Raw genomic sequence first — 17,999 nt, forward strand, 5'->3', positions numbered from 1 at the left:
GGCGGTCGGGGTCCCGCCACCCCGGCCACCGGGCGGACACCGCCCCCTCAGGACCCGCTGCCGAAGGCGGAGTCGAAGGACGCGGTCGGCGGGTCGTAGTCGAACGCCTTCAGCCGGGCGAGGGCTTCGGGTGCGCCGGCGAGCCGGTCCATGCCCGCGTCCTCCCACTCCACGGAGACCGGGCCCTGGTAGCCGATCGCGCCCAGCATGCGGAAGACGTCCTCCCAGGACACGTCCCCGTGCCCGGCCGAGACGAAGTCCCAGCCGCGCCTCGGGTCGCCCCACGGCAGGTGAGAGCCGAGCCTGCCGTTGCGGCCGTCGAGCCGTTTACGGGCCTCCTTGCAGTCGACGTGGTAGATGCGGTCCCGGAAGTCGTAGAGGAACCCGGCCGGGTCCAGGTCCTGCCACACGAAGTGGCTGGGGTCGAAGTTCAGCCCGAACGCACCGCGGTGGTCGACGGCCTCCAGTGCCCGGCGCGTGGTCCAGTAGTCGTAGGCGATCTCACCGGGGTGCACCTCGTGGGCGAACCGCACCCCCTCGGCGTCGAACACGTCCAGTACCGGGTTCCACCGTTCGGCGAAGTCGGTGTAGCCGCGTTCGATCATCGACTCGGGCACCGGCGGGAACATCGCCACCAGGTGCCAGATGGCGGAGCCGGTGAAGCCCACCACCGTGCGCACGCCGAACGCGGCGGCGGCCCGGGCGGTGTCGGCCATCTCGGCCGCCGCCCGCCGCCGCACGCCCTCCGCGTCACCGTCGCCCCAGATGCGCGAAGGCAGGATGCCGCGGTGCCGTTCGTCGATGATCGCGTCGCACACGGCCTGGCCCACCAGGTGGTTGGACACCGCCCAGCAGGACAGGCCGTACTTCTGCAGGAGTTGGTGCCGACCGTCCAGATACCCGGGCTCGCTCAGTGCCCGGTCCACCTCGAAGTGGTCTCCCCAGCAGGCGAGTTCGAGCCCGTCGTAGCCGGCGTCGCGGGCGATGCGGCAGACCTCCTCCAGCGGGAGGTCCGCCCACTGTCCGGTGAAGAGCGTGAAGGACCTGGGCATGTGGCTGTCTCCTCTTCCTAAGCGGGCCCGGCCGGCTGCGGGGCGGCGGGCCGGACGGGTACGGGCGTGTACGCGGAGTTCTTCGCGGCGCTCTCCTCCACCGCCGCGAGCACCCGCTGCACCTGGAGGCCGTCGGCGAAGGACGGCAGCGGCGGAGAACCGTCCGCCACCGCGTGCACCAGGTCCCTGGCCTGGTGCACGAAGGTGTGCTCGTACCCCAGGCCGTGGCCGGGCGGCCACCACGCCTCCAGGTAGGGATGGCCCTGCTCGGTGACGAGCACCCGCCGGAAGCCCGCGTACCGGACGTCCTCGGTGTGGTCGTGGAACTGGAGTTCGTTGAGCCGTTCCAGGTCGAACGCCAGTGAGCCCAGCTCGCCGTTGACCTCCACCCGCAGCGAGTTCTTCCGCCCGGCCGCCACCCGGCTGACCTCGAAGGACGCCAGCGCGCCGGAGGCGAACCGGCCGTGGAACAGCGCGGCGTCGTCAACGGTGACCTCGCCGTGCCGGGACCGGTCGTGCGGCAGCGGCCGCTCCCGCACGAACGTCTCGGTCTGGCCGGACACACCCGCCAGCCACTCCCCGGCGAGGTGCTGGGCCAGGTCCACGATGTGCGCGCCCAGGTCGCCGAGCGCGCCCGAGCCGGCGTGCTCCCGCTGGAGCCGCCACACCAGGGGGAACTGCGGGTCCACCGTCCAGTCCTGGAGGTAGGTGACCCGCACGTGCCGCAACGTCCCCAGGCGGCCGTCGGCGACCATGCGCCTGGCCAGGGCGAGCGCCGGGGTGCGCCGGTAGTTGAAGCCGACCATCGCCAGCTGTCCGCGGGCCTCGGCCACGGCTGCGGCCTCGGCCATCGCCTCCGCTTCCGCCACCGAGTTGGCCAGCGGTTTCTCGCACAGCACGTGCTTGCCGGCGGCGAGTGCCGCCAGTGCGATCTCGGCGTGGCTGTCGCCGGGTGTGCAGATGTCGACCACCTGCACGTCGTCCCGGTCGACCAGCCGCCGCCAGTCGGTCTCGGCCGCGGCCCAGCCCAGCCGGTCGGCGGCCGAGCGCACCCCGGCGGGGTCGCGTCCGCACACGGCGGACATCACCGGTCTCAGTGGCAGGTCGAAGACGCGGCCGACGGTACGCCAGCCCTGCGAGTGGGCGGCCCCCATGAAGGCGTAACCGACCATGCCCACGCCGAGCGGCGGCGCGGAGGTGTCGTGCGGCATGGAACTCCCCCTGTCAGTTGAAGCCGGTGGGCAGGTACTCGTCGACGTTGTCCTTGGTCACGACGGCGGAGTACAGGGTCAGCGAGGCAGGGATCTCGAACTCCGCCAGGCCGCCGACCCCCTTGCCCTGGGCGAGCGCCCTTGCCAGGTCGATGGCGGACGCCGCCATGGTGGGCGGGTACAGCACGGTCGCCTTGAGCACGCTGCTGTCCGCCTTGATGGCGTCCATCGCGTGCTTGGAACCCGCCCCGCCGACCATCAGGAACTCGTCCCGGCCGGCCTGCTTGATCGCCCGCTCGGCGCCGACACCCTGGTCGTCGTCGTGGTTCCACAGCGCGTCGAACTCAGGTGCGGCCCGCAGCAGTTGCGACATCTTCGCCTGGCCGGACTCGACGGTGAACTCGGCTGCCTGCCGGGCCACCTTGCGGATGTTGGGGTAGTTCTTCAGCGCGTCGTCGAAGCCGCGGGTCCGCTCCTGGGTCAGTTCAAGGTTGTCCATGCCGGCCAGCTCCACGACCCGGGCGTTGCCCTTGCCCTTCAGCTGCTCGCCGATGTAGCGCCCGGCGTTGAGTCCCATGCCGTAGTTGTCGCCGCCGATCCAGCACCGGTACGCCTGCGGGGAGTCGAAGACCCGGTCGAGGTTCACCACCGGCACCCCGGCCCGCATCGCCTTCAGTCCCACCTGGGTGAGCGCCTTGCCGTCGGAGGGCAGCACCACGAGTACGTCGACCTTCTTGTTGATCAGGGTCTCGATCTGGCCGATCTGCTGGGCGTTGTCGTTGGAGCCCTCGGTGATCTCCAGCGTCACGTCCTGGTACCGCTCGGCCCGCTTCCTCGCCTGCTCGTTGATGGCGTTGAGCCAGCCGTGGTCGGCCTGCGGGCCGGCGAAGCCGATGGTCACCTTCTTGCCCGGCTTGTCGTCGGCGACCTGACCCTGTCCGGACTCAGCGGCCTTGGTGTCGTTGCTCTCGTTGCTGGTGCAGCCGGCGAGCAGCACGCCGGCGGACGCGGCGGCTGAGCCGAGCAGCAGGCCTCGGCGGCTGGGCAGGGACAGTCCGGACGCCGGGTTTCCCGGGTTGGCTGGTTTCACGGCACACGACCCTTCGTGGCAGGTGGCACTGATGGCGGGTCGGGACCGGCCGCTGGCCGGCCCCGTGGGGGCGGGTCAGGGGTGGTCGGCGCGCGAGCGGCGCTGGAGCAGCACCGCGGCGACGATGATGGCGCCCTTGGCGATCTGCTGGGAGGCGCTCTGCAGGTTGTTGAGGGCGAAGAGGTTGGTGATGGTGGTGAACACCAGCACACCGAGCACCGAGCCGGTGATGGTGCCCCGGCCGCCGCTGAGCAGCGTGCCGCCGATGATGGCGGCGGCGATGGCGTCCAGCTCGTAGAGGTTGCCGTTGGTGTTCTGCCCGGAGCCGGTGAGCACGATGAGCATGAACGCCGCGATGCCGCAGCACAGCCCGGACAGCAGGTAGAGCATCAGGCGCTGCCGCTTGACGGCGATGCCGGCCAGCCGGGCCGCCTCGGCGTTGCCGCCGACGGCGACGGTGCGCCGCCCGAACGTGGTGCGGCCCAGCAGCAGCCAGCCGCCGACGGTGACCGCCGCGAAGACCAGGACCAGCGGCGGCACGCCCAGTACGTAGGAGTCCCGTTCGCCGAGCGAGAGCACGGACGGCACGGTGACCATCTGGGTCTTGCCCTCGCTGAGTTGCAGGGCGAGTCCGCGAGCGGCGGCCAGCATGGCCAGGGTCGCGATGAACGGCACCATCGGGCCGTAGGCGATGAGCACGCCGTTGACCAGGCCGCAGCCGACACCGACCAGCACCGCGCACATCAGGATGCCGGCCGGCCCGAACTCCTGGGTGGCGACCGTCGTCGCCCACACCGACGCCAGCGCGACGATCGCCCCGACCGACAGGTCGATGCCGCCGCCGATGATGACGAAGGTGACGCCGACGGTGACCACACCGATCACCGACGCCTGGGTGAGGATGAGTTGCAGGTTGCCGGTGCTCAGGAACTGCTCCGGCTTGGTGAGCGCGCCGACGGCGGCCAGCAGGACGAGCACACCCAGCAGCGAGAGGTTGCGCACGTCGGCGAACCGGCTGAGCGGGCTGGAGCGGGCCGGATCGCGACCGCCGGCGGGCGGTCCCGGCGGTCCCGCCTTGGCGAGGGAGGGCGGCGAGTTCAGCACGTGGACCTGCCTTCCAGGTCGGAGGAGCCTTCCATGACGAGGTCGAGCACCCGGTGCTCGGTGAGCGTGCCGGCGTCCGCGGTATGCACCACCCGGCCTTCCCGCAGGACGAGCACCCGGTCGGCGAGGCCCAGGACCTCGGGCAGCTCGCTGGAGACCAGGAGCACCGCCACGCCCTCGGCTGCCAGTCGCCGCACCAGGGTGTACAGCTCGGCGCGGGCGCCGACGTCCACACCGCGAGTCGGCTCGTCCAGCAGCAGCACCTTGCAGCCCCGCAGCAGCCAGCGGGCCAGCACGGCCTTCTGCTGGTTGCCGCCGGACAGGGTGCGCACCGGCCGGTCCGGGTCGTCCGGGTGCAGCGACAGGTCGCGGATGGCTGCGTGCGCGGCGGCACGCTCGGCGGCGCGGTCGAGCCAGCCGCCCCGGGAGAAGCGCGGCAGCGAGGAGGCGGTGACGTTGCGGGTGACGGACTCCAGCAGGAGCAGCCCCTGCGCCTTGCGCTCCTCGGGCGCGAGGCCGAGCCCGGCCCGGACGGCGGCGATGACGCTGCCGGGGCGCAGGGCGCGGCCGTCCACGAGCACCCGTCCGGCGGTGGGTCGGCGTGCGCCGTAGACGGTCTCCAGGATCTCCGAGCGGCCGGAGCCGACCAGCCCGGCGAGGCCGACGATCTCCCCCGGCCGCACGGTCAGGTCGAGCGGCTCGAACTCGCCGCGGCGAGCGAGTCCTTCGACCCGCAGCACGGGCTCCCGGTCGGCGGGCGGCGCGGCGGGCCTGGCGGGGAACGTCTGGGCGACGTCCCGGCCCGTCATCAGCGCCACCACCTCGCTGGTCGGCGTGGTCCGGGCCGGCAGCCCCCGGGCCACGGCGCGTCCGTCCTTGAGCACCGTCACCCGGTCGCCGATGCGGCGGATCTCCGCCAGGCGGTGCGAGATGTAGACCACGGCGACGCCGTCGGCGGTGAGTTCGGTGACGATGCGGAACAGGTTGTCGACCTCGTCGGGGTCGAGCACCGCCGACGGCTCGTCCATGACGATCAGGCGCACCTCGTGCGAGAGCGCTCTCGCCATCGACACGATCTGCCGCCCGGCCGCCGAGAGCGAACCCGCCGTGCGGCCCGGGTCGATCTCGGGATGTCCGAGCCTGGCCAGCAACTGCACTGTCGAGGCGCGTAGTTGCCTGCTGCGCACAAAGCCGCCGACAGCCGGTTCGTGGCCCAGGTGCACGTTCTCCGCGACCGACAGGCCCTCCACCAGGTCGAGTTCCTGGTAGATGGTGGCAACGCCCAGCGCCGTGGCGGTACTCGGAGAGGTGAGCCGGACCGGTTCGCCGAGCCAGCTGATCTGCCCCTCGTCGGGCTGGTGGGCGCCGGAGAGCACCTTGATCAGGGTGGACTTGCCGGCGCCGTTCTGGCCGAGCAGGCAGTGCACCTCGCCGGGAAGCACGTCGAGGTCCACACCGTCCAGGGCGCGGACGCCGGGAAAGGTCTTGGTGATGCCGGTCATGGTGAGAACGGGCGCGTCGGGCGGGGACGCCATGGCATGCCTCCTCGGCGTGCCGCCGGTGAGCGGGCAGGGCTGATCACCGGTACGGCTCTGCGGGTGCGGCGGGTGCGGGAACCAGGTCCGGGAGCGGGTTCGGCTGCGGATGCGGAAACGAGCGGGTGCGGCGCTGTGCGGCGACGCGACTGCGGTACGGCGCGGTACGGCTGAGCTGCGGTACGGGCGGTACGGCTGCGGCGGTGCGGGGCTCGTGCGGCGTTGCGGGCCTTGCGGTGGCACCGGCCCTGCGGGACGAACCGGTGCGGGGCGGAGTGGTGCGGGGCGGAGTGGTGCGGGTCAGGCCGGTGAGAAGAGGTGGTCGCTGATCAGGCGGGCGGCGCCGGTGACGCCGGCCGCGGGGCCGAGTTCTCCGAGGACGATGGGCAGGTTGCCGGTCGCCAGCGGCAGCGACTGGCGGTACACCTGGGTGCGGATGCTGGCCAGCAGGGTGTGGCCGAGGCCGGTCACCCCGCCGCCGATCACCACCAGGCCGGGGTTGAAGAAGCTGACCAGGCCCGCGATGACCTGGCCGGTCCGGGTGCCGCCGGCCCGGATGAGTTCCAGGCTGGTGGTGTCGCCTGCCGCCGCGGCGGCGGCGACGTCGGCGCCGGTGAGCCGGCCCGCCGCCTCCAGGCGGGCGGCCAGCTCGGCGGAGCGGCCGTCGGCCGCCGCCGCCTCGGCGTCCCGAGCCAGGGCGGCGCCGCTGAAGTGCGCCTCCAGGCAGCCGCGGTTGCCGCAGGGGCAGTCCCGGCCGTCGGGTTCGACCTGGATGTGGCCGATGTCGCCCGCGCTGCCGGTGGTCCCGCGGTGCACCTCACCGCCCACGACGATGCCGCAGCCGATGCCGGTGCCGATCTTGACGCAGATGAAGTCCCGGACGCTGCGGGCCACTCCGGCCTGCTGCTCGCCCATGGCCATCAGGTTCACGTCGTTGTCGACCATGACCGGGCAGCCCAGTTCCTGGCTGAGCGCCTCCCGTACCGGGAAGCCGTCCCAGCCGGGCATGATCGGTGGGGCCACCGGCACACCTTCCGGGAAGCGCACCGGGCCGGGCACTCCGATGCCGGCGCCGTCGAAGCCTTCGGCGAGGCCGGTGGCCCTGAGTTTGGCCGCCATCGCGAGTACCTGCTCGAAGACCGCCACGGGTCCCTCGCGTACGTCCATCGGCTGGTTGAGATGGCCGAGAATCTCCAACTCGCCGTTGGTGACGGCCACGTCGATCGACGTCGCACCGATGTCCACGCCCAGCAGGCGCAGTTGCGGAGCGAGCCGGACGTTGTGGGAGCGGCGGCCACCACGGGACGCGGCGAGGCCGTCGGCGACCACGAGGCCGGTCTCCAGCAGGCGGTCGATCTCCACGGCGAGTTTGGAACGGGACAGTTCCACCTGGTCACCGAGCTGGGCCCGGGAGTTGGCGCCGCCGTCGCGCAGCAGCCGGAGCAGCCGTGCCTGGTGCGCGTTGGCGGGCCGTGCCGTCATGCGCCTCACGCTGCCCCTCCCTCCCCCTGGTCGAGACCGGGGAACCGGTTGCTGTTCACCACCCGGCAGAACCAGCCATGCCTGGGCTTTCACGGGAACGTAGCAGCGGTCCGCCGGAGTGGGAAGAAGTTGTGCAGCATTCGAGGCAGACTTTTTCCTGAGCGAGGACAAAGACGGGTCGGCGGGGGCGGGGCCCACACCGACTGGCCCCTATGGGGCTGAGCGGCCACGGGTGTTCGGGGGCGCTCCTGACCCTGTGCCTGATCGTTGAGGGGTGCGCTCGGGGTACTGGCCCCCGGCGCGCCCACAGCGTCGTCAACCCGGCTTCAGCGCACGCCGTGCCGAGTTGATGACGTTGTGGGCGTCAGCCCCGTACACAGCCGATTCGCGGAGGGTCTTCCACACCTTCGAGTACAGGGCGATGTTGTCGGCGTCGTCCAACCACATCTCGGCGTGCCAGTCCTCCGCGACGACGAGGCGGTTCTCAAGGACCCAGAAGCCGTTGGCAGGCACGACCTGACCGGCGCCGTGAACGGAAGAACGCCCAGCGCCGCCCTTGCCTGCTGATGGTCAGTGCTCACCGGTCACGCACGCTCTTCGGTTCCCGCCACCCGGGCGGCGAACTGGTCGTACGGCACAGCGTGGTGCATCGCCGCGTCGCGGACGATGGCGCATCGAACGACCTCGGCCGGTTCGGTGATCAGCTCGACGTCGAGCATGTTGTCCTCGTCGTCGAAATGCAGACGGGCCACAATCCGTGAGTCGAAGATCCAGAAGTCCTCAGCGGGCAGAGCGGCACGATCGGCGTCCTCGCGCCACAGGTAGCGGATGTCCTCGCCAGCCGTGGCGTTGTGCCGCGCGTAGTCGAGCTGAAACCGCTGTTCGGTCGTGGGCGGGTTGTCGGCGATGCGGACACGTCCGACGGTCTTGCCCGCGCCCCTCTGGGCTTTGATGTTGACGAACCAGGGCTCGTTGGGATCGTACGGAGACGATCCGGCGGCAAGGAACGCCTGAAAGTCGGGGTCCTGTCGGTCGGACGCGTAGCCGCGCCGCGTCTCCAGTCGCCAGGCGGTGTGGTTGAAGGTCTCGAAGAGACGCCGGAAGGCGGCCCGGTCGACGATCTCCGGCACCCGCTCCATCTCCTTTGGTCCCCAGTTCACGAGCAGTTCGCGCGGCACAGCCACCACTGCATCGCCAGGCCCGAAGTGCTGGAGTTGTGCGTACCGAGCAAACTATGGAAATCGGCATATCACCGGGTAACTGCCCACTTCTAGCGTCCGGTTCATGAGAGCCACGGAACAGCAGGACGTCGACCCGTTCGTTGGCGTCGGGTCCCTGAGAGCAGCGCCTGCCGAAGCCGCAATCGTCCGCCCTTCCCTGAGGACCGACCCGGATCTCCCTCGACTGCGGCTCGTTGAGCTTGTGGCGTGTGCGCTCCGTCGAAGTCGCCCGCCTGGCTCAGGCACTCCAGCGAGGGGGCAGAGAATGAGCGGGCACGGAAAGGCAGCAACGACCCTCAGCCACGGCGCGCTGCCCTACCCTCGCGGAACCCTCGTGGTGGACACGATCTCGAAGCGAACAGGCCTGCTGGTGGGCGTGATCGAGGAGTGCTTCAAGTCGAACGGCAAGCTGCACAAGAGCCAGGCGTTCATGGTTCCGGAAGGCGGCGGCATCGAATGGGACGTGCCGTTGGAGCGCGTCCGACCCGTGGAGTCCGAAGCCCAGGCATAGGCGGCACACGAGACACCCACGTACCGGCCGGGGGACTCATGCCGTGCTGGAGCGGTCAGCCAGCCGTCCGATCCCTGCGGAAGGGAGACCGAGCCGGATCGAACCCCAAGCAGGTGTGAGCGGCTCGTCGCCGGCACCTGCCGGCGGGCGGGCCGTCAGGTGCGGCCTTCGTGCTGGGCCTGGCGGAGTGAGGCTGCTTCGGGCATCCAGTCGGCGACGACCACCTGGAACCCGGCCTTGCGGTACTCCGCGCACACCAGGCGGTCGTCGTCGACGACCACCGCGACCGTGCGGCGGGCGGCCAGGCCTTCCAGCAGCGCCGGCTTCGTCACCCGGGCGGGCCGCCGGTCCCCCTCCCGGCGCATCCACAGCTCACCGGAGGGCAGCCCCTGCTCGGCCAGCCACAGCTCGGTGTCCGCACGGCACCGCTCGGGCCGGCCGGTGACGTACCCCAGGTCGCACTCGTGCGCCCACTGCTGCGCCAGGGCCACTCCGTCCGCGAGAGGCGGGTCCTGGCGGGCGGCGCGGAAGAACGCGTCCCAGTCCTTACGGCCCGGCGCCACCAGGTGCAGCCGGTGGCGGGTGTCGCTGAGCGTGCCGTCCAGGTCGAAGACCGCGATGGGCCGAGTCGCTGTTCCCATACGGGCAGCCTACGACGGGCGCGGTCCGCGCACAGCGTGCGCGGGGTGCACAGCGTGCACGGGGTGCGCGGGCCCCGGTCGGCGTGGCGGACAATGGCAGGCGGGACCCCGGCCCACCGGCCGGGGGCTCCCCGTGGTGCGGTGTCCCGCGCCCCGCACCACCACAGCGCGCAGGAGTGAGGACATGGGACGGGCCACCGACCGCCGCCGCGTCATCCGGGTCCGCGACGGGGTGGTCACCACCCGGCCGGACACGCTGGTCGCGGAGGAGCCGCTGGAGATCCGCCTCAACGGCAGACCGCTGGCCATCACCATGCGCACACCGGGTGACGACTTCGCTCTGGCGGCCGGGTTCCTGGTCAGCGAGGGTGTGCTGGGTGCCAGGGACGAGGTGGCCGGCATCGCCTACTGCGCCGGTGCGACGCAGGACGGCGGCAACTCCTACAACGTGGTGGACGTCCGCCTCGCCGACGGCGTGCCGGTGCCGGACATCTCGCTGGAACGGCACGTCTACACCACCTCGTCCTGCGGCCTGTGCGGCAAGGCCAGCCTGGACGCGGTCCGGGCCACCGCACGCTGGACCCTGCCCCACGACTTCCCCCGGCCGGTGACCGCCCGGGTGCTCACCTCGCTGCCGGACCGGCTGCGGGAGGCGCAGCGGGTGTTCGACCGCACCGGCGGCCTGCACGCGGCGGCGCTGTTCACCCCCGACGGCGAGCTGGTGGACGTGCGGGAGGACGTGGGCCGGCACAACGCCGTCGACAAGCTGGTGGGGCGAGCGCTCCAGCAGGGGCGGCTGCCGCTGGCCGGGCACGTGCTGCTGGTGTCGGGGCGGGCGTCGTTCGAGTTGGCGCAGAAGGCGGTGACGGCGGGCATCCCGGTGCTGGCTGCGGTCTCCGCGCCGTCCTCGCTCGCCGTCGACCTGGCGGCGGAGACCGGCCTCACCCTCGTCGGATTCCTGCGCGGCGCGTCGATGAACGTGTACAGCGGGGAGCACCGCCTCGACCTGTCCGGGGCAGACGCGGAGGGCTGAGGCCCGGCCGCCGTCCGCCGGCGGACGGGGGCGGGTCAGGTGCTGCCGGGGCCGTCCCGGGGCGGCGGGTCCTGCGGGTCGTCGCCCGCCTCCCCTTCCTCCGCGGCCTGCTCCCGCTCGGCGCGGCGGCCCAGGCGGCGGGCGATCACCGCGCACACCATGAGCTGCATCTGGTGGAAGAGCATCAGCGGCAGCACGGCGAGCGAGGCCTGCGCGCCGAACAGGACCGCCGCCATCGGCAGCCCGGCGGCCAGGGACTTCTTCGACCCGGCGAAGAGCACCGTCACCCGGTCGGCGCGGTCGAAGCGAAGTGCCCGCGACCCGTAGGCGGTGAGCAGCAGCATGACGGTCAGCAGCACCGCCTCCGCACCGAACAGCCCGGCGAGGCGCCACGGCGAGATCCGCTCCCAGACGCCTTCCGTCATGCCCTGGCTGAACGCGGTGTACACCACCAGCAGGATCGCGCCGCGGTCCACCAGCGACAGCGCCGCGCGGTGCCGGGTGACGAAGGCGCCGATCCAGCGCCGCAGCAGTTGCCCGGCCAGGAAGGGCAGCAGCAGCTGGCTTCCGATCCCCAGCAGGCTCTCCGCGGAGAAGCCCGCGCCGGAGGCGATGAACAGGCCGGCCAGCAGCGGTGTGAGCACGATGCCCAGCAGACTGGAGTAGGTGCCCGCACAGATCGCCGCCGGGACGTTGCCTCGGGCCATCGAGGTGAACGCGATCGACGACTGCACAGTGGACGGCACGATGCACAGGAACAGCAGCCCGTGCCACAACTCCTCGGTCAGCACGTGCGGCACCAGGCCGCGAGCGGCCAGGCCCAGCAGCGGGAAGACGAGGAACGTGCAGGCCACGACGGTCAGGTGCAGCCGCCAGTGCCGCAGTCCGTCAACCGTCTCCCGGGTGGAGAGCCGGGCGCCGTAGAGGAAGAACAGCAGCCCGATGGCGATCTTCGACGACACCGAGACCGCCTCGGCGGCGGGACCTGACGCGGGCAGCAGCGCGGCCAGTGCCACCGTCGCCACGAGCAGTACCAGGAACGGGTCGACGAAGCGGGTGAGGCGGCGCATGGGCCCACTGAATCACGGCCGCTTACCGCTCCCGGCGGCACTCCCCCGCCACGGCGGCCACGCCCCCGGCCGCCCCCGGCCGCCGTCGCCCGCTGACTGACCTGCGGCGGATCGCCTTCCTCAACTCCCGCCGCATCGGGTAGCGTCGCCACTCTGGGTCAGGCGCGCCGCACTCACGGCACACGGCACACGGAAGGGGGCGGCTGTTGCGTGAACTGACCGTCCCCGCACTGGTGACGGCTCCCCAGGCGGGTGGCCTGGCGGACGCCGTCTTCGAGCGCGGCACGGCCGAGCCCGACCGGGTGGTGCTCTCCCGGAAGGACGACGGCGGCGTGTGGCGGGACGTCACGGCCGCCCGTTTCCGCGACGAGGTGCTGGCGCTGGCCAGGGGGCTGCTGGCCGAGGGGGTGCGCTTCGGCGACCGGGTCGCGCTCATGTCGCGCACCCGTTACGAGTGGACGCTGTTCGACTTCGCGCTGTGGGCCGTGGGCGCGCAGGTCGTGCCGGTGTACCCGACGGCGTCCGCCGAACAGGTGCAGTGGATGCTGCAGGACTCCGAGGTCTCGGCGGCGGTGGTGGAGCACGAGGACCACGCGATGACCGTCGGTTCGGTGATCCACCGGCTGCCGCTGCTGAAGCGGCTGTGGCAGCTCGACGCGGGGGCCGAGCGGCAGCTGGTCCAGGCCGGTGCGCAGGTGGACGACGACGTGGTGCACAGGCACCGGATGGCGATCACCCCGGACAGCGTCGCCACCATCGTCTACACCTCGGGCACCCTGGGCCGCCCCAAGGGCTGCGTGCTGACGCACGCCAACTTCATGGCCGAGTGCGACAACATCGTGGAGCGGTACCAGCCGGTGTTCCGGGCGGGCGGCGGGGAACCGCCGTGCACGCTGCTGTTCCTGCCGCTGGCGCACGTCTTCGGCCGCATGGTTGAGGTGGCGGGTGTGCGGCACGGGGTGCGGATGGGCCACCAGCCGGACATGACGGCGACGGCGCTGCTGCCGGACTTCGCCACCTTCCGGCCGACGTTCGTGCTGGCCGTGCCGTACCTCTTCGAGCGCATCTACCAGGCCGCACGCCGCCGGGCGGAGACCGAGGGGCGGCTGGCGGCCTTCGACCGGGCCGCGGACGTGGCGGTGCGGTACGCCGAGGCGGTGGAGGACCGGGCGTTCGGCACCGGCCCCGGCCCGGGGCCCGCGCTGCGGGTGCAGCACCAGGTGTTCGACCGGCTGGTGTACGGCAGGCTGCGGGCCTCGATGGGCGGCCGGTGCCGCTACGCGATGTCCGGCGGCTCGGCCATGGATCGCCGGCTGGGCCTGTTCTTCGACGGCGCCGGGCTGCGCATCCACGAGGGTTACGGGCTGACCGAGACGACGGCGGCCTCGGTCGCCAACCCGCCCGAGCAGCCGCGGTTCGGCACCGTCGGGCGACCGATCCCGGGGACGGCGGTGCGGATCGCGGAGGACGGGGAGATCTGGCTGCGCGGCCGGCAGGTGTTCCAGGGCTACCACAACCATCCGGCGGCGACCGCGGACGTGCTGCGGGACGGCTGGCTGGCCACCGGCGACCTGGGCGCACTGGACGACGACGGGTATCTGACGATCACCGGGCGCAAGAAGGAGATCCTGGTGACGTCGAGCGGCAAGAGCCTCTCCCCCACCGTCCTGGAGGAGCGGGTCCGCGACCATCCGCTGGTGGACCGGTGCCTGGTCGTGGGCAACGACCGCCCCTACGTGGCGGCGCTGGTCACCCTGGACTCCGACGCGGTGGAGCACTGGCTCGCGATGCGCCACAAGCCGGAGCTGTCGCTGTCGGAACTGGTCAGGGACTCCGATCTGGAGGCGGAGATCCGGCGTGCCGTGGTCGCCGCGAACACCCGGGTGTCCCAGGCGGAGGCCATCCGCACCTTCCGGATACTGGGCGTGCGCTTCACCGAGGAGCAGGGGCTGCTGACCCCTTCGCTGAAGCTGAAGCGGCGGGCCGTGGAGAAGGCCTACTCCGCCGAGATCGAGGCGCTGTACCGCACGTGAGAGTGGCCCGTCACCGCGCGTGACGGCTGCCGGACGGCTTTGTGGGAATGCGTACCACGGCGTGATCGTTGACGCTGAAGGAACCCATGACCGCGAACGACGTTAGGACCCTCCGCTCGTGAGCAACGTCCCCAACATCACTCTCAACAACGGTGTGGCGATGCCGCAGCTCGGCTTCGGCGTGTGGCAGGTGCCGGACGACGAGGCCACCGCCGCCGTCGGGCAGGCCATCGAAGCGGGCTACCGCAGCATCGACACGGCGTCCATCTACGGCAACGAGACGGGTACCGGCAAGGCCGTCGCCGAGTCCGGGCTGCCGCGCGAAGAGCTGTTCGTCACCACCAAGCTGTGGAACGACGACCAGGGCTACGACAGCACACTGCGGGCCTTCGACGCCTCCCTCGGGCGGCTCGGCCTGGAGTACGTCGACCTCTACCTGATCCACTGGCCGCTGCCGACGCAGGACCGTTTCGTCGACACCTGGCGGGCCTTCGAGCGGCTCTACGCCGACGGCCGGGTCAAGGCCATCGGCGTCTCCAACTTCCAGCCCGCCCACCTGCAGCGGCTGCTCGACGAGACCTCCGTGGTCCCGGCCCTCAACCAGGTCGAGCTGCACCCCCAGCTCCAGCAGGACCAGCTGCGCACCTTCCACTCGGCGCACGGCATCGCCACCGAGGCGTGGTCGCCGCTGGGGCAGGGCAAGGACATCCTCACCGACCCGCAGGTCACCGCGGTCGCCGAGAAGCACGGCAGGACCCCGGCGCAGGTGATCCTTCGCTGGCACCTCCAGCTGGGCAACGTGGTCATCCCCAAGTCGGTGACCCCGTCGCGCATCAAGGAGAACATCGACGTGTTCGGCTTCGAGCTGGACACCACCGACCTGTCCGCCCTGTCCTCCCTGAACACCGGCACCCGTCTGGGCCCCGACCCCGACACCATGGGCTGAGCCGGTCCGCATGAGCTGATGCCTCCCGTCCGCCGACGCGGACCACCACGACGCGCCGCGTCCCGAACCGGGGACGCGGCGCGTCGTGCGTGGAAAATCCAAGGCGCGACCAATCCGGCAGCCGCCGGGTTACGAACTGCTCGTGCAAGCAAGCAACGGGAGGCAGACATGGTGTGCGGCCGTACGCGGGGCCCGCGCGGGCCCTGGACCCACTCGTCCGACGGGGGCAGCGCCGGATGAGAGAGGTCGTGCACATCACGGGACCCGCCGGAGCGGAGCCCGACCTGCAGGAACTCATGGCCCAGGTCGCCCGGGGTGACGCCGACGCCTTCGCGTCGGTCTACGACCGGGTGTGCGGTCCGGTGCTCGGCCTGGTGCGCAGCGTGCTGCGCGACCCCGCGCAGGCCGAGGAGGTCGCCCAGGAGGTGCTGGTGGAGGTCTGGCGCCTCGCCGCGCACTTCCAGCCCGACAAGGGCAGCGCCATGGGCTGGGTGATGACGCTGGCGCACCGCAGGGCGGTGGACCGGGTCAGGTCCGCGCAGGCGGCCACCGACCGGGAGCACCGTGCGGCGCTGCTGGACCGCACCCCGGCGTTCGACGAGGTCACCGAACAGGTGGAGGCGCAGCTGGAACGTGAACAGGTCCGCCGCTGCCTGCGTACCCTCACCGAGCTCCAACGCCAGTCGGTGACGCTGGCGTACTACCGAGGTCTGACGTACCGGGAGGTCGCCGATCTGCTGGCGATCCCGCTGGGCACGGTCAAGACCCGGCTGCGCGACGGACTCATTCGGCTTCGGGACTGCTTGGGGGTGAGCGCATGAACACCGCCGACCTGCACACGTTGACGGGCGCCTACGCGGTGCACGCGCTGTCCACATCGGAACGGGAGGAGTTCGAACGCCACCTGGCCGCCTGCACCTCCTGCACGCAGGAGGTGGGCGAGCTGACGGAGACCGCTGAGCGGCTGGGCCGCGCGGTCGCCGTGGCGCCGCCACCGGAGCTGCGGCAGCGGGTGCTGCGGCAGGTCACCACCGTGCGTCAGGAACCGCCGCGGCCGTCCGGCGGGGCGTCCGCCGTGGGGCCGGGACGGCGGGTCCGTGCGGTGCCGCGCTTCCTGCTGGCGGCGTGCCTGGCGGTGGCCGCGGCGTTCGGCGGGGTCGCCGCCTGGCAGTACCAGTCGGCGCAGGACGCCCGGCAGCAGGCGCGGCAGGCCGAGCAGCGCACCGAGGAGCTGGCGGGCGTGCTGGCCGCCCCGGACGCCCGAATGCGCAGCGACCGGTTGTCCGACGGCGCGACGGTGACGGTGGTCGTCTCCGCCGAGCGCGACCGGGCGGCGTTCCTCGCCTCCGGCATGCCCGAGCCGCCGAGCGGCAAGGTCTACCAGCTCTGGTTCGACGACGGTGGCACGATGCGCCCGGCAGGTCTGATGCCGTCGGCCGCATCCGGCGAGGCGGTTCTGCTGGAAGGGAAGGTGGGGGACGCCTCGGGCATGGGCGTCACCGTGGAGCCGGCGGGCGGTTCGCCGCAGCCGACCTCACAGCCGCTGGCCGTCATGGAGTTCCCCGCCGCCTGACCGAGGTCCGGCGCCCGGCAGGCGCGCCGGACGGGCCGGGGGTGCACCGACCGCCAGCGAGCACAGGAGTCAAGTCCGTGAGAGTGTCCGTCGTGCTGTTCACCTCCGATCTGCGGGTGCACGACCATCCGCCGCTGCGGGCCGCACTGTCCGAGGCGGAGGCGGTGGTCCCGCTGTTCGTCCTGGATACGGGCGTGCACGCCGCCGGCTTCGACGCACCGAACCGCCGCGCGTTCCTCGCAGACTCGCTCGCCGACCTCGACGCCGGGCTGCGCGAGCGCGGTGGCCGGCTCGTGGTGCGTTCGGGTGAGCCGTCCGCGCAGGTCGCCGCCGTGGTACGGGAGACCGGCGCGACGCGGGTGCACCTCGCGGCCGGGGTCAGCGGCCACGCCCAGCGGCGTGAGGAGCGGCTGCGGTCGGCGCTGTCCGGCACGGGCTGCGAGCTGCGGGTGCACGACGCGGTGGTGACGGCACTGCCTCCGGGGGCCGTCACCCCGCCCGGCAACGACCACTTCGCGGTGTTCACGCCGTACTTCCGCCGATGGGCCGGGGCCGGTGTGCGCGAGCCGCTGGCGGCCCCGGCGAGGGTGGCCGTGCCGGACGTGGAGTCCGGGCCGCTGCCGTCCCGGGACGTGCCCGGCGCCTCCCCGGCGGTGGCGCCCGGCGGGGAGACGGCGGGCCGGGAGCGGGCGCGCCGCTGGCTGGCCGACGGCGTCGGCGCCTACGAGGACCGGCACGACGACCTGCCGGGGGACGCGACCTCGCGGCTCTCGCCGTTCCTGCACTTCGGCTGCCTGTCGCCGGTCGAACTGGTGCACCGGGCGCAGCAGGCGGGTGGTGCGGGCCCGCAGGCGTTCGTGCGGCAGCTGGCGTGGCGGGACTTCCACCACCAGGTGCTGGCCGCCCGGCCCCACGCCTCGGCCGAGGACTACCGCACCCGGCACGACCGGTGGCGGTCTGAGGACGACGCCAAGGACGAGGTCCGGGCGTGGCGGGAGGGCATGACCGGCTATCCGGTGGTCGACGCGGCGATGCGGCAGCTGAAGCACGAGGGCTGGATGCACAACCGCGGCAGGCTGCTCACGGCGGGCTTCCTGACCAAGACCCTGTACGTCGACTGGCGGGTGGGCGCCCGGCACTTCCTGCGCTGGCTGGTCGACGGGGACATCGCCAACAACCAGCTGAACTGGCAGTGGATGGCGGGTACGGGCACCGACACCCGCCCCAACCGGGTGCTCAACCCGGTGGCGCAGGCCCGCCGCTTCGACCCGGACGGTGCCTACGTCCGCCGTTGGGTGCCGGAGCTGGCCGACCTGCCGGGCGGGTCGATCCACGAGCCGTGGAAGCTGACCGGCCCCGATCGGGAGACGCTGGACTACCCAGCCCCGATCGTGTCCCTCACCGACGGGCTGGCCCGGTTCAAGCAGGCCCGCGGCATCGACTGAGCGGGGCCGGCGGGTGCCGGGCCCGGCACCCGTCCCGGTGCGGCTGCTCCTGC

The 17,999-nt window shown here is 72.3% G+C and carries 15 protein-coding genes and 2 pseudogenes; 7 read left to right on the forward strand and 10 right to left on the reverse strand.

Annotation, left to right across the window (positions count from 1 at the left end; translation table 11 throughout):
- Positions 1-47 precede the first annotated feature (47 nt).
- The 8 genes and pseudogenes from QNO07_RS01370 to QNO07_RS01405 form a co-directional block, all read right to left on the reverse strand.
- On the reverse strand, positions 48-1,052 hold the full coding sequence (locus QNO07_RS01370; protein WP_283989445.1) for a sugar phosphate isomerase/epimerase family protein: 1,005 nt from the start codon (positions 1,050-1,052) through the stop codon (positions 48-50).
- A 17-nt stretch (positions 1,053-1,069) separates the two neighbouring features.
- A complete protein-coding gene (locus tag QNO07_RS01375) occupies positions 1,070-2,263 on the reverse strand; it encodes a Gfo/Idh/MocA family protein (RefSeq protein ID WP_283989446.1) in 1,194 nt (397 codons plus the stop codon).
- Positions 2,264-2,276: 13 nt separating this feature from the next.
- Positions 2,277-3,353: a substrate-binding domain-containing protein gene (locus QNO07_RS01380; RefSeq protein ID WP_283989448.1), complete on the reverse strand. Its 1,077-nt coding sequence runs from the start codon at positions 3,351-3,353 to the stop codon at positions 2,277-2,279.
- A gap of 75 nt (positions 3,354-3,428) precedes the next feature.
- Positions 3,429-4,454, reverse strand: a complete 1,026-nt coding sequence (locus tag QNO07_RS01385) for an ABC transporter permease (protein WP_283989602.1) — start codon at positions 4,452-4,454, stop codon at positions 3,429-3,431.
- Positions 4,451-5,992, reverse strand: a complete 1,542-nt coding sequence (locus QNO07_RS01390) for a sugar ABC transporter ATP-binding protein (RefSeq protein ID WP_283989449.1) — start codon at positions 5,990-5,992, stop codon at positions 4,451-4,453. Before QNO07_RS01390 ends, QNO07_RS01385 begins: the two co-directional genes overlap by 4 nt.
- Positions 5,993-6,292: 300 nt before the next feature.
- Positions 6,293-7,474: an ROK family transcriptional regulator gene (locus tag QNO07_RS01395; protein ID WP_283989451.1), complete on the reverse strand. Its 1,182-nt coding sequence runs from the start codon at positions 7,472-7,474 to the stop codon at positions 6,293-6,295.
- A gap of 315 nt (positions 7,475-7,789) precedes the next feature.
- A pseudogene (locus tag QNO07_RS01400) lies at positions 7,790-8,022 on the reverse strand (Scr1 family TA system antitoxin-like transcriptional regulator); the annotation flags it as partial.
- 36 nt (positions 8,023-8,058) lie between these two features.
- Positions 8,059-8,694: pseudogene (locus tag QNO07_RS01405) on the reverse strand (DUF6879 family protein); the annotation flags it as partial.
- Positions 8,695-9,028: 334 nt separating this feature from the next.
- Here QNO07_RS01405 and QNO07_RS01410 point away from each other — a divergent pair.
- Positions 9,029-9,205 carry a hypothetical protein gene (locus QNO07_RS01410; protein ID WP_283989453.1) on the forward strand — a complete coding sequence of 59 codons (177 nt, stop codon included), beginning with the start codon at positions 9,029-9,031 and terminating at the stop codon, positions 9,203-9,205.
- 155 nt (positions 9,206-9,360) lie between these two features.
- Here the strand turns inward: QNO07_RS01410 and QNO07_RS01415 are convergent, their stop codons facing one another.
- Entirely contained in the window at positions 9,361-9,846 is a 486-nt protein-coding gene (locus tag QNO07_RS01415) for a phosphatase domain-containing protein (RefSeq protein ID WP_283989454.1), read from the reverse strand.
- A 184-nt stretch (positions 9,847-10,030) separates the two neighbouring features.
- On the opposite strand from QNO07_RS01415, the gene fdhD reads away from it, so the two are divergent.
- A complete protein-coding gene (gene fdhD / locus QNO07_RS01420) occupies positions 10,031-10,879 on the forward strand; it encodes a formate dehydrogenase accessory sulfurtransferase FdhD (RefSeq protein WP_283989455.1) in 849 nt (282 codons plus the stop codon).
- A 35-nt stretch (positions 10,880-10,914) separates the two neighbouring features.
- Here fdhD and QNO07_RS01425 read toward each other — a convergent pair whose 3' ends face one another.
- Complete coding sequence (locus tag QNO07_RS01425; protein ID WP_283989456.1) at positions 10,915-11,949, reverse strand: bile acid:sodium symporter family protein; 1,035 nt, start codon at positions 11,947-11,949, stop codon at positions 10,915-10,917.
- Positions 11,950-12,155: 206 nt separating this feature from the next.
- On the opposite strand from QNO07_RS01425, the gene QNO07_RS01430 reads away from it, so the two are divergent.
- From QNO07_RS01430 to QNO07_RS01450, 5 genes are all read left to right on the forward strand, one after another.
- On the forward strand, positions 12,156-13,982 hold the full coding sequence (locus QNO07_RS01430) for an AMP-dependent synthetase/ligase (RefSeq protein WP_283989457.1): 1,827 nt from the start codon (positions 12,156-12,158) through the stop codon (positions 13,980-13,982).
- A gap of 118 nt (positions 13,983-14,100) precedes the next feature.
- Positions 14,101-14,928 carry an aldo/keto reductase gene (locus QNO07_RS01435; protein ID WP_283989458.1) on the forward strand — a complete coding sequence of 276 codons (828 nt, stop codon included), beginning with the start codon at positions 14,101-14,103 and terminating at the stop codon, positions 14,926-14,928.
- Positions 14,929-15,164: 236 nt separating this feature from the next.
- On the forward strand, positions 15,165-15,749 hold the full coding sequence (locus QNO07_RS01440) for a sigma-70 family RNA polymerase sigma factor (RefSeq protein ID WP_283989459.1): 585 nt from the start codon (positions 15,165-15,167) through the stop codon (positions 15,747-15,749).
- Positions 15,746-16,501, forward strand: coding sequence for an anti-sigma factor (locus QNO07_RS01445; RefSeq protein WP_283989460.1), 756 nt, complete (start codon positions 15,746-15,748; stop codon positions 16,499-16,501). Before QNO07_RS01440 ends, QNO07_RS01445 begins: the two co-directional genes overlap by 4 nt.
- Positions 16,502-16,578: 77 nt before the next feature.
- Entirely contained in the window at positions 16,579-17,946 is a 1,368-nt protein-coding gene (locus QNO07_RS01450) for a cryptochrome/photolyase family protein (RefSeq protein WP_283989461.1), read from the forward strand.
- Positions 17,947-17,999 lie beyond the last annotated feature (53 nt).

The organism is Streptomyces sp. 549 (assembly GCF_030124175.1).
Classification (GTDB): domain Bacteria; phylum Actinomycetota; class Actinomycetes; order Streptomycetales; family Streptomycetaceae; genus Streptomyces.

Bases quoted from the DNA above. Each gene is read 5' to 3' on its own strand.
- QNO07_RS01370 (WP_283989445.1), bottom strand. From the start codon at position 1,052: ATGCCCAGGTCCTTCACGCTCTTCACCGGACAGTGGGCGGACCTCCCG.
- QNO07_RS01375 (WP_283989446.1), bottom strand. From the start codon at position 2,263: ATGCCGCACGACACCTCCGCGCCGCCGCTCGGCGTGGGCATGGTCGGT.
- QNO07_RS01390 (WP_283989449.1), bottom strand. From the start codon at position 5,992: ATGGCGTCCCCGCCCGACGCGCCCGTTCTCACCATGACCGGCATCACC.
- QNO07_RS01395 (WP_283989451.1), bottom strand. From the start codon at position 7,474: ATGACGGCACGGCCCGCCAACGCGCACCAGGCACGGCTGCTCCGGCTG.
- QNO07_RS01415 (WP_283989454.1), bottom strand. From the start codon at position 9,846: ATGGGAACAGCGACTCGGCCCATCGCGGTCTTCGACCTGGACGGCACG.
- fdhD (WP_283989455.1), top strand. From the start codon at position 10,031: ATGGGACGGGCCACCGACCGCCGCCGCGTCATCCGGGTCCGCGACGGG.
- QNO07_RS01425 (WP_283989456.1), bottom strand. From the start codon at position 11,949: ATGCGCCGCCTCACCCGCTTCGTCGACCCGTTCCTGGTACTGCTCGTG.
- QNO07_RS01440 (WP_283989459.1), top strand. From the start codon at position 15,165: ATGAGAGAGGTCGTGCACATCACGGGACCCGCCGGAGCGGAGCCCGAC.
- QNO07_RS01445 (WP_283989460.1), top strand. From the start codon at position 15,746: ATGAACACCGCCGACCTGCACACGTTGACGGGCGCCTACGCGGTGCAC.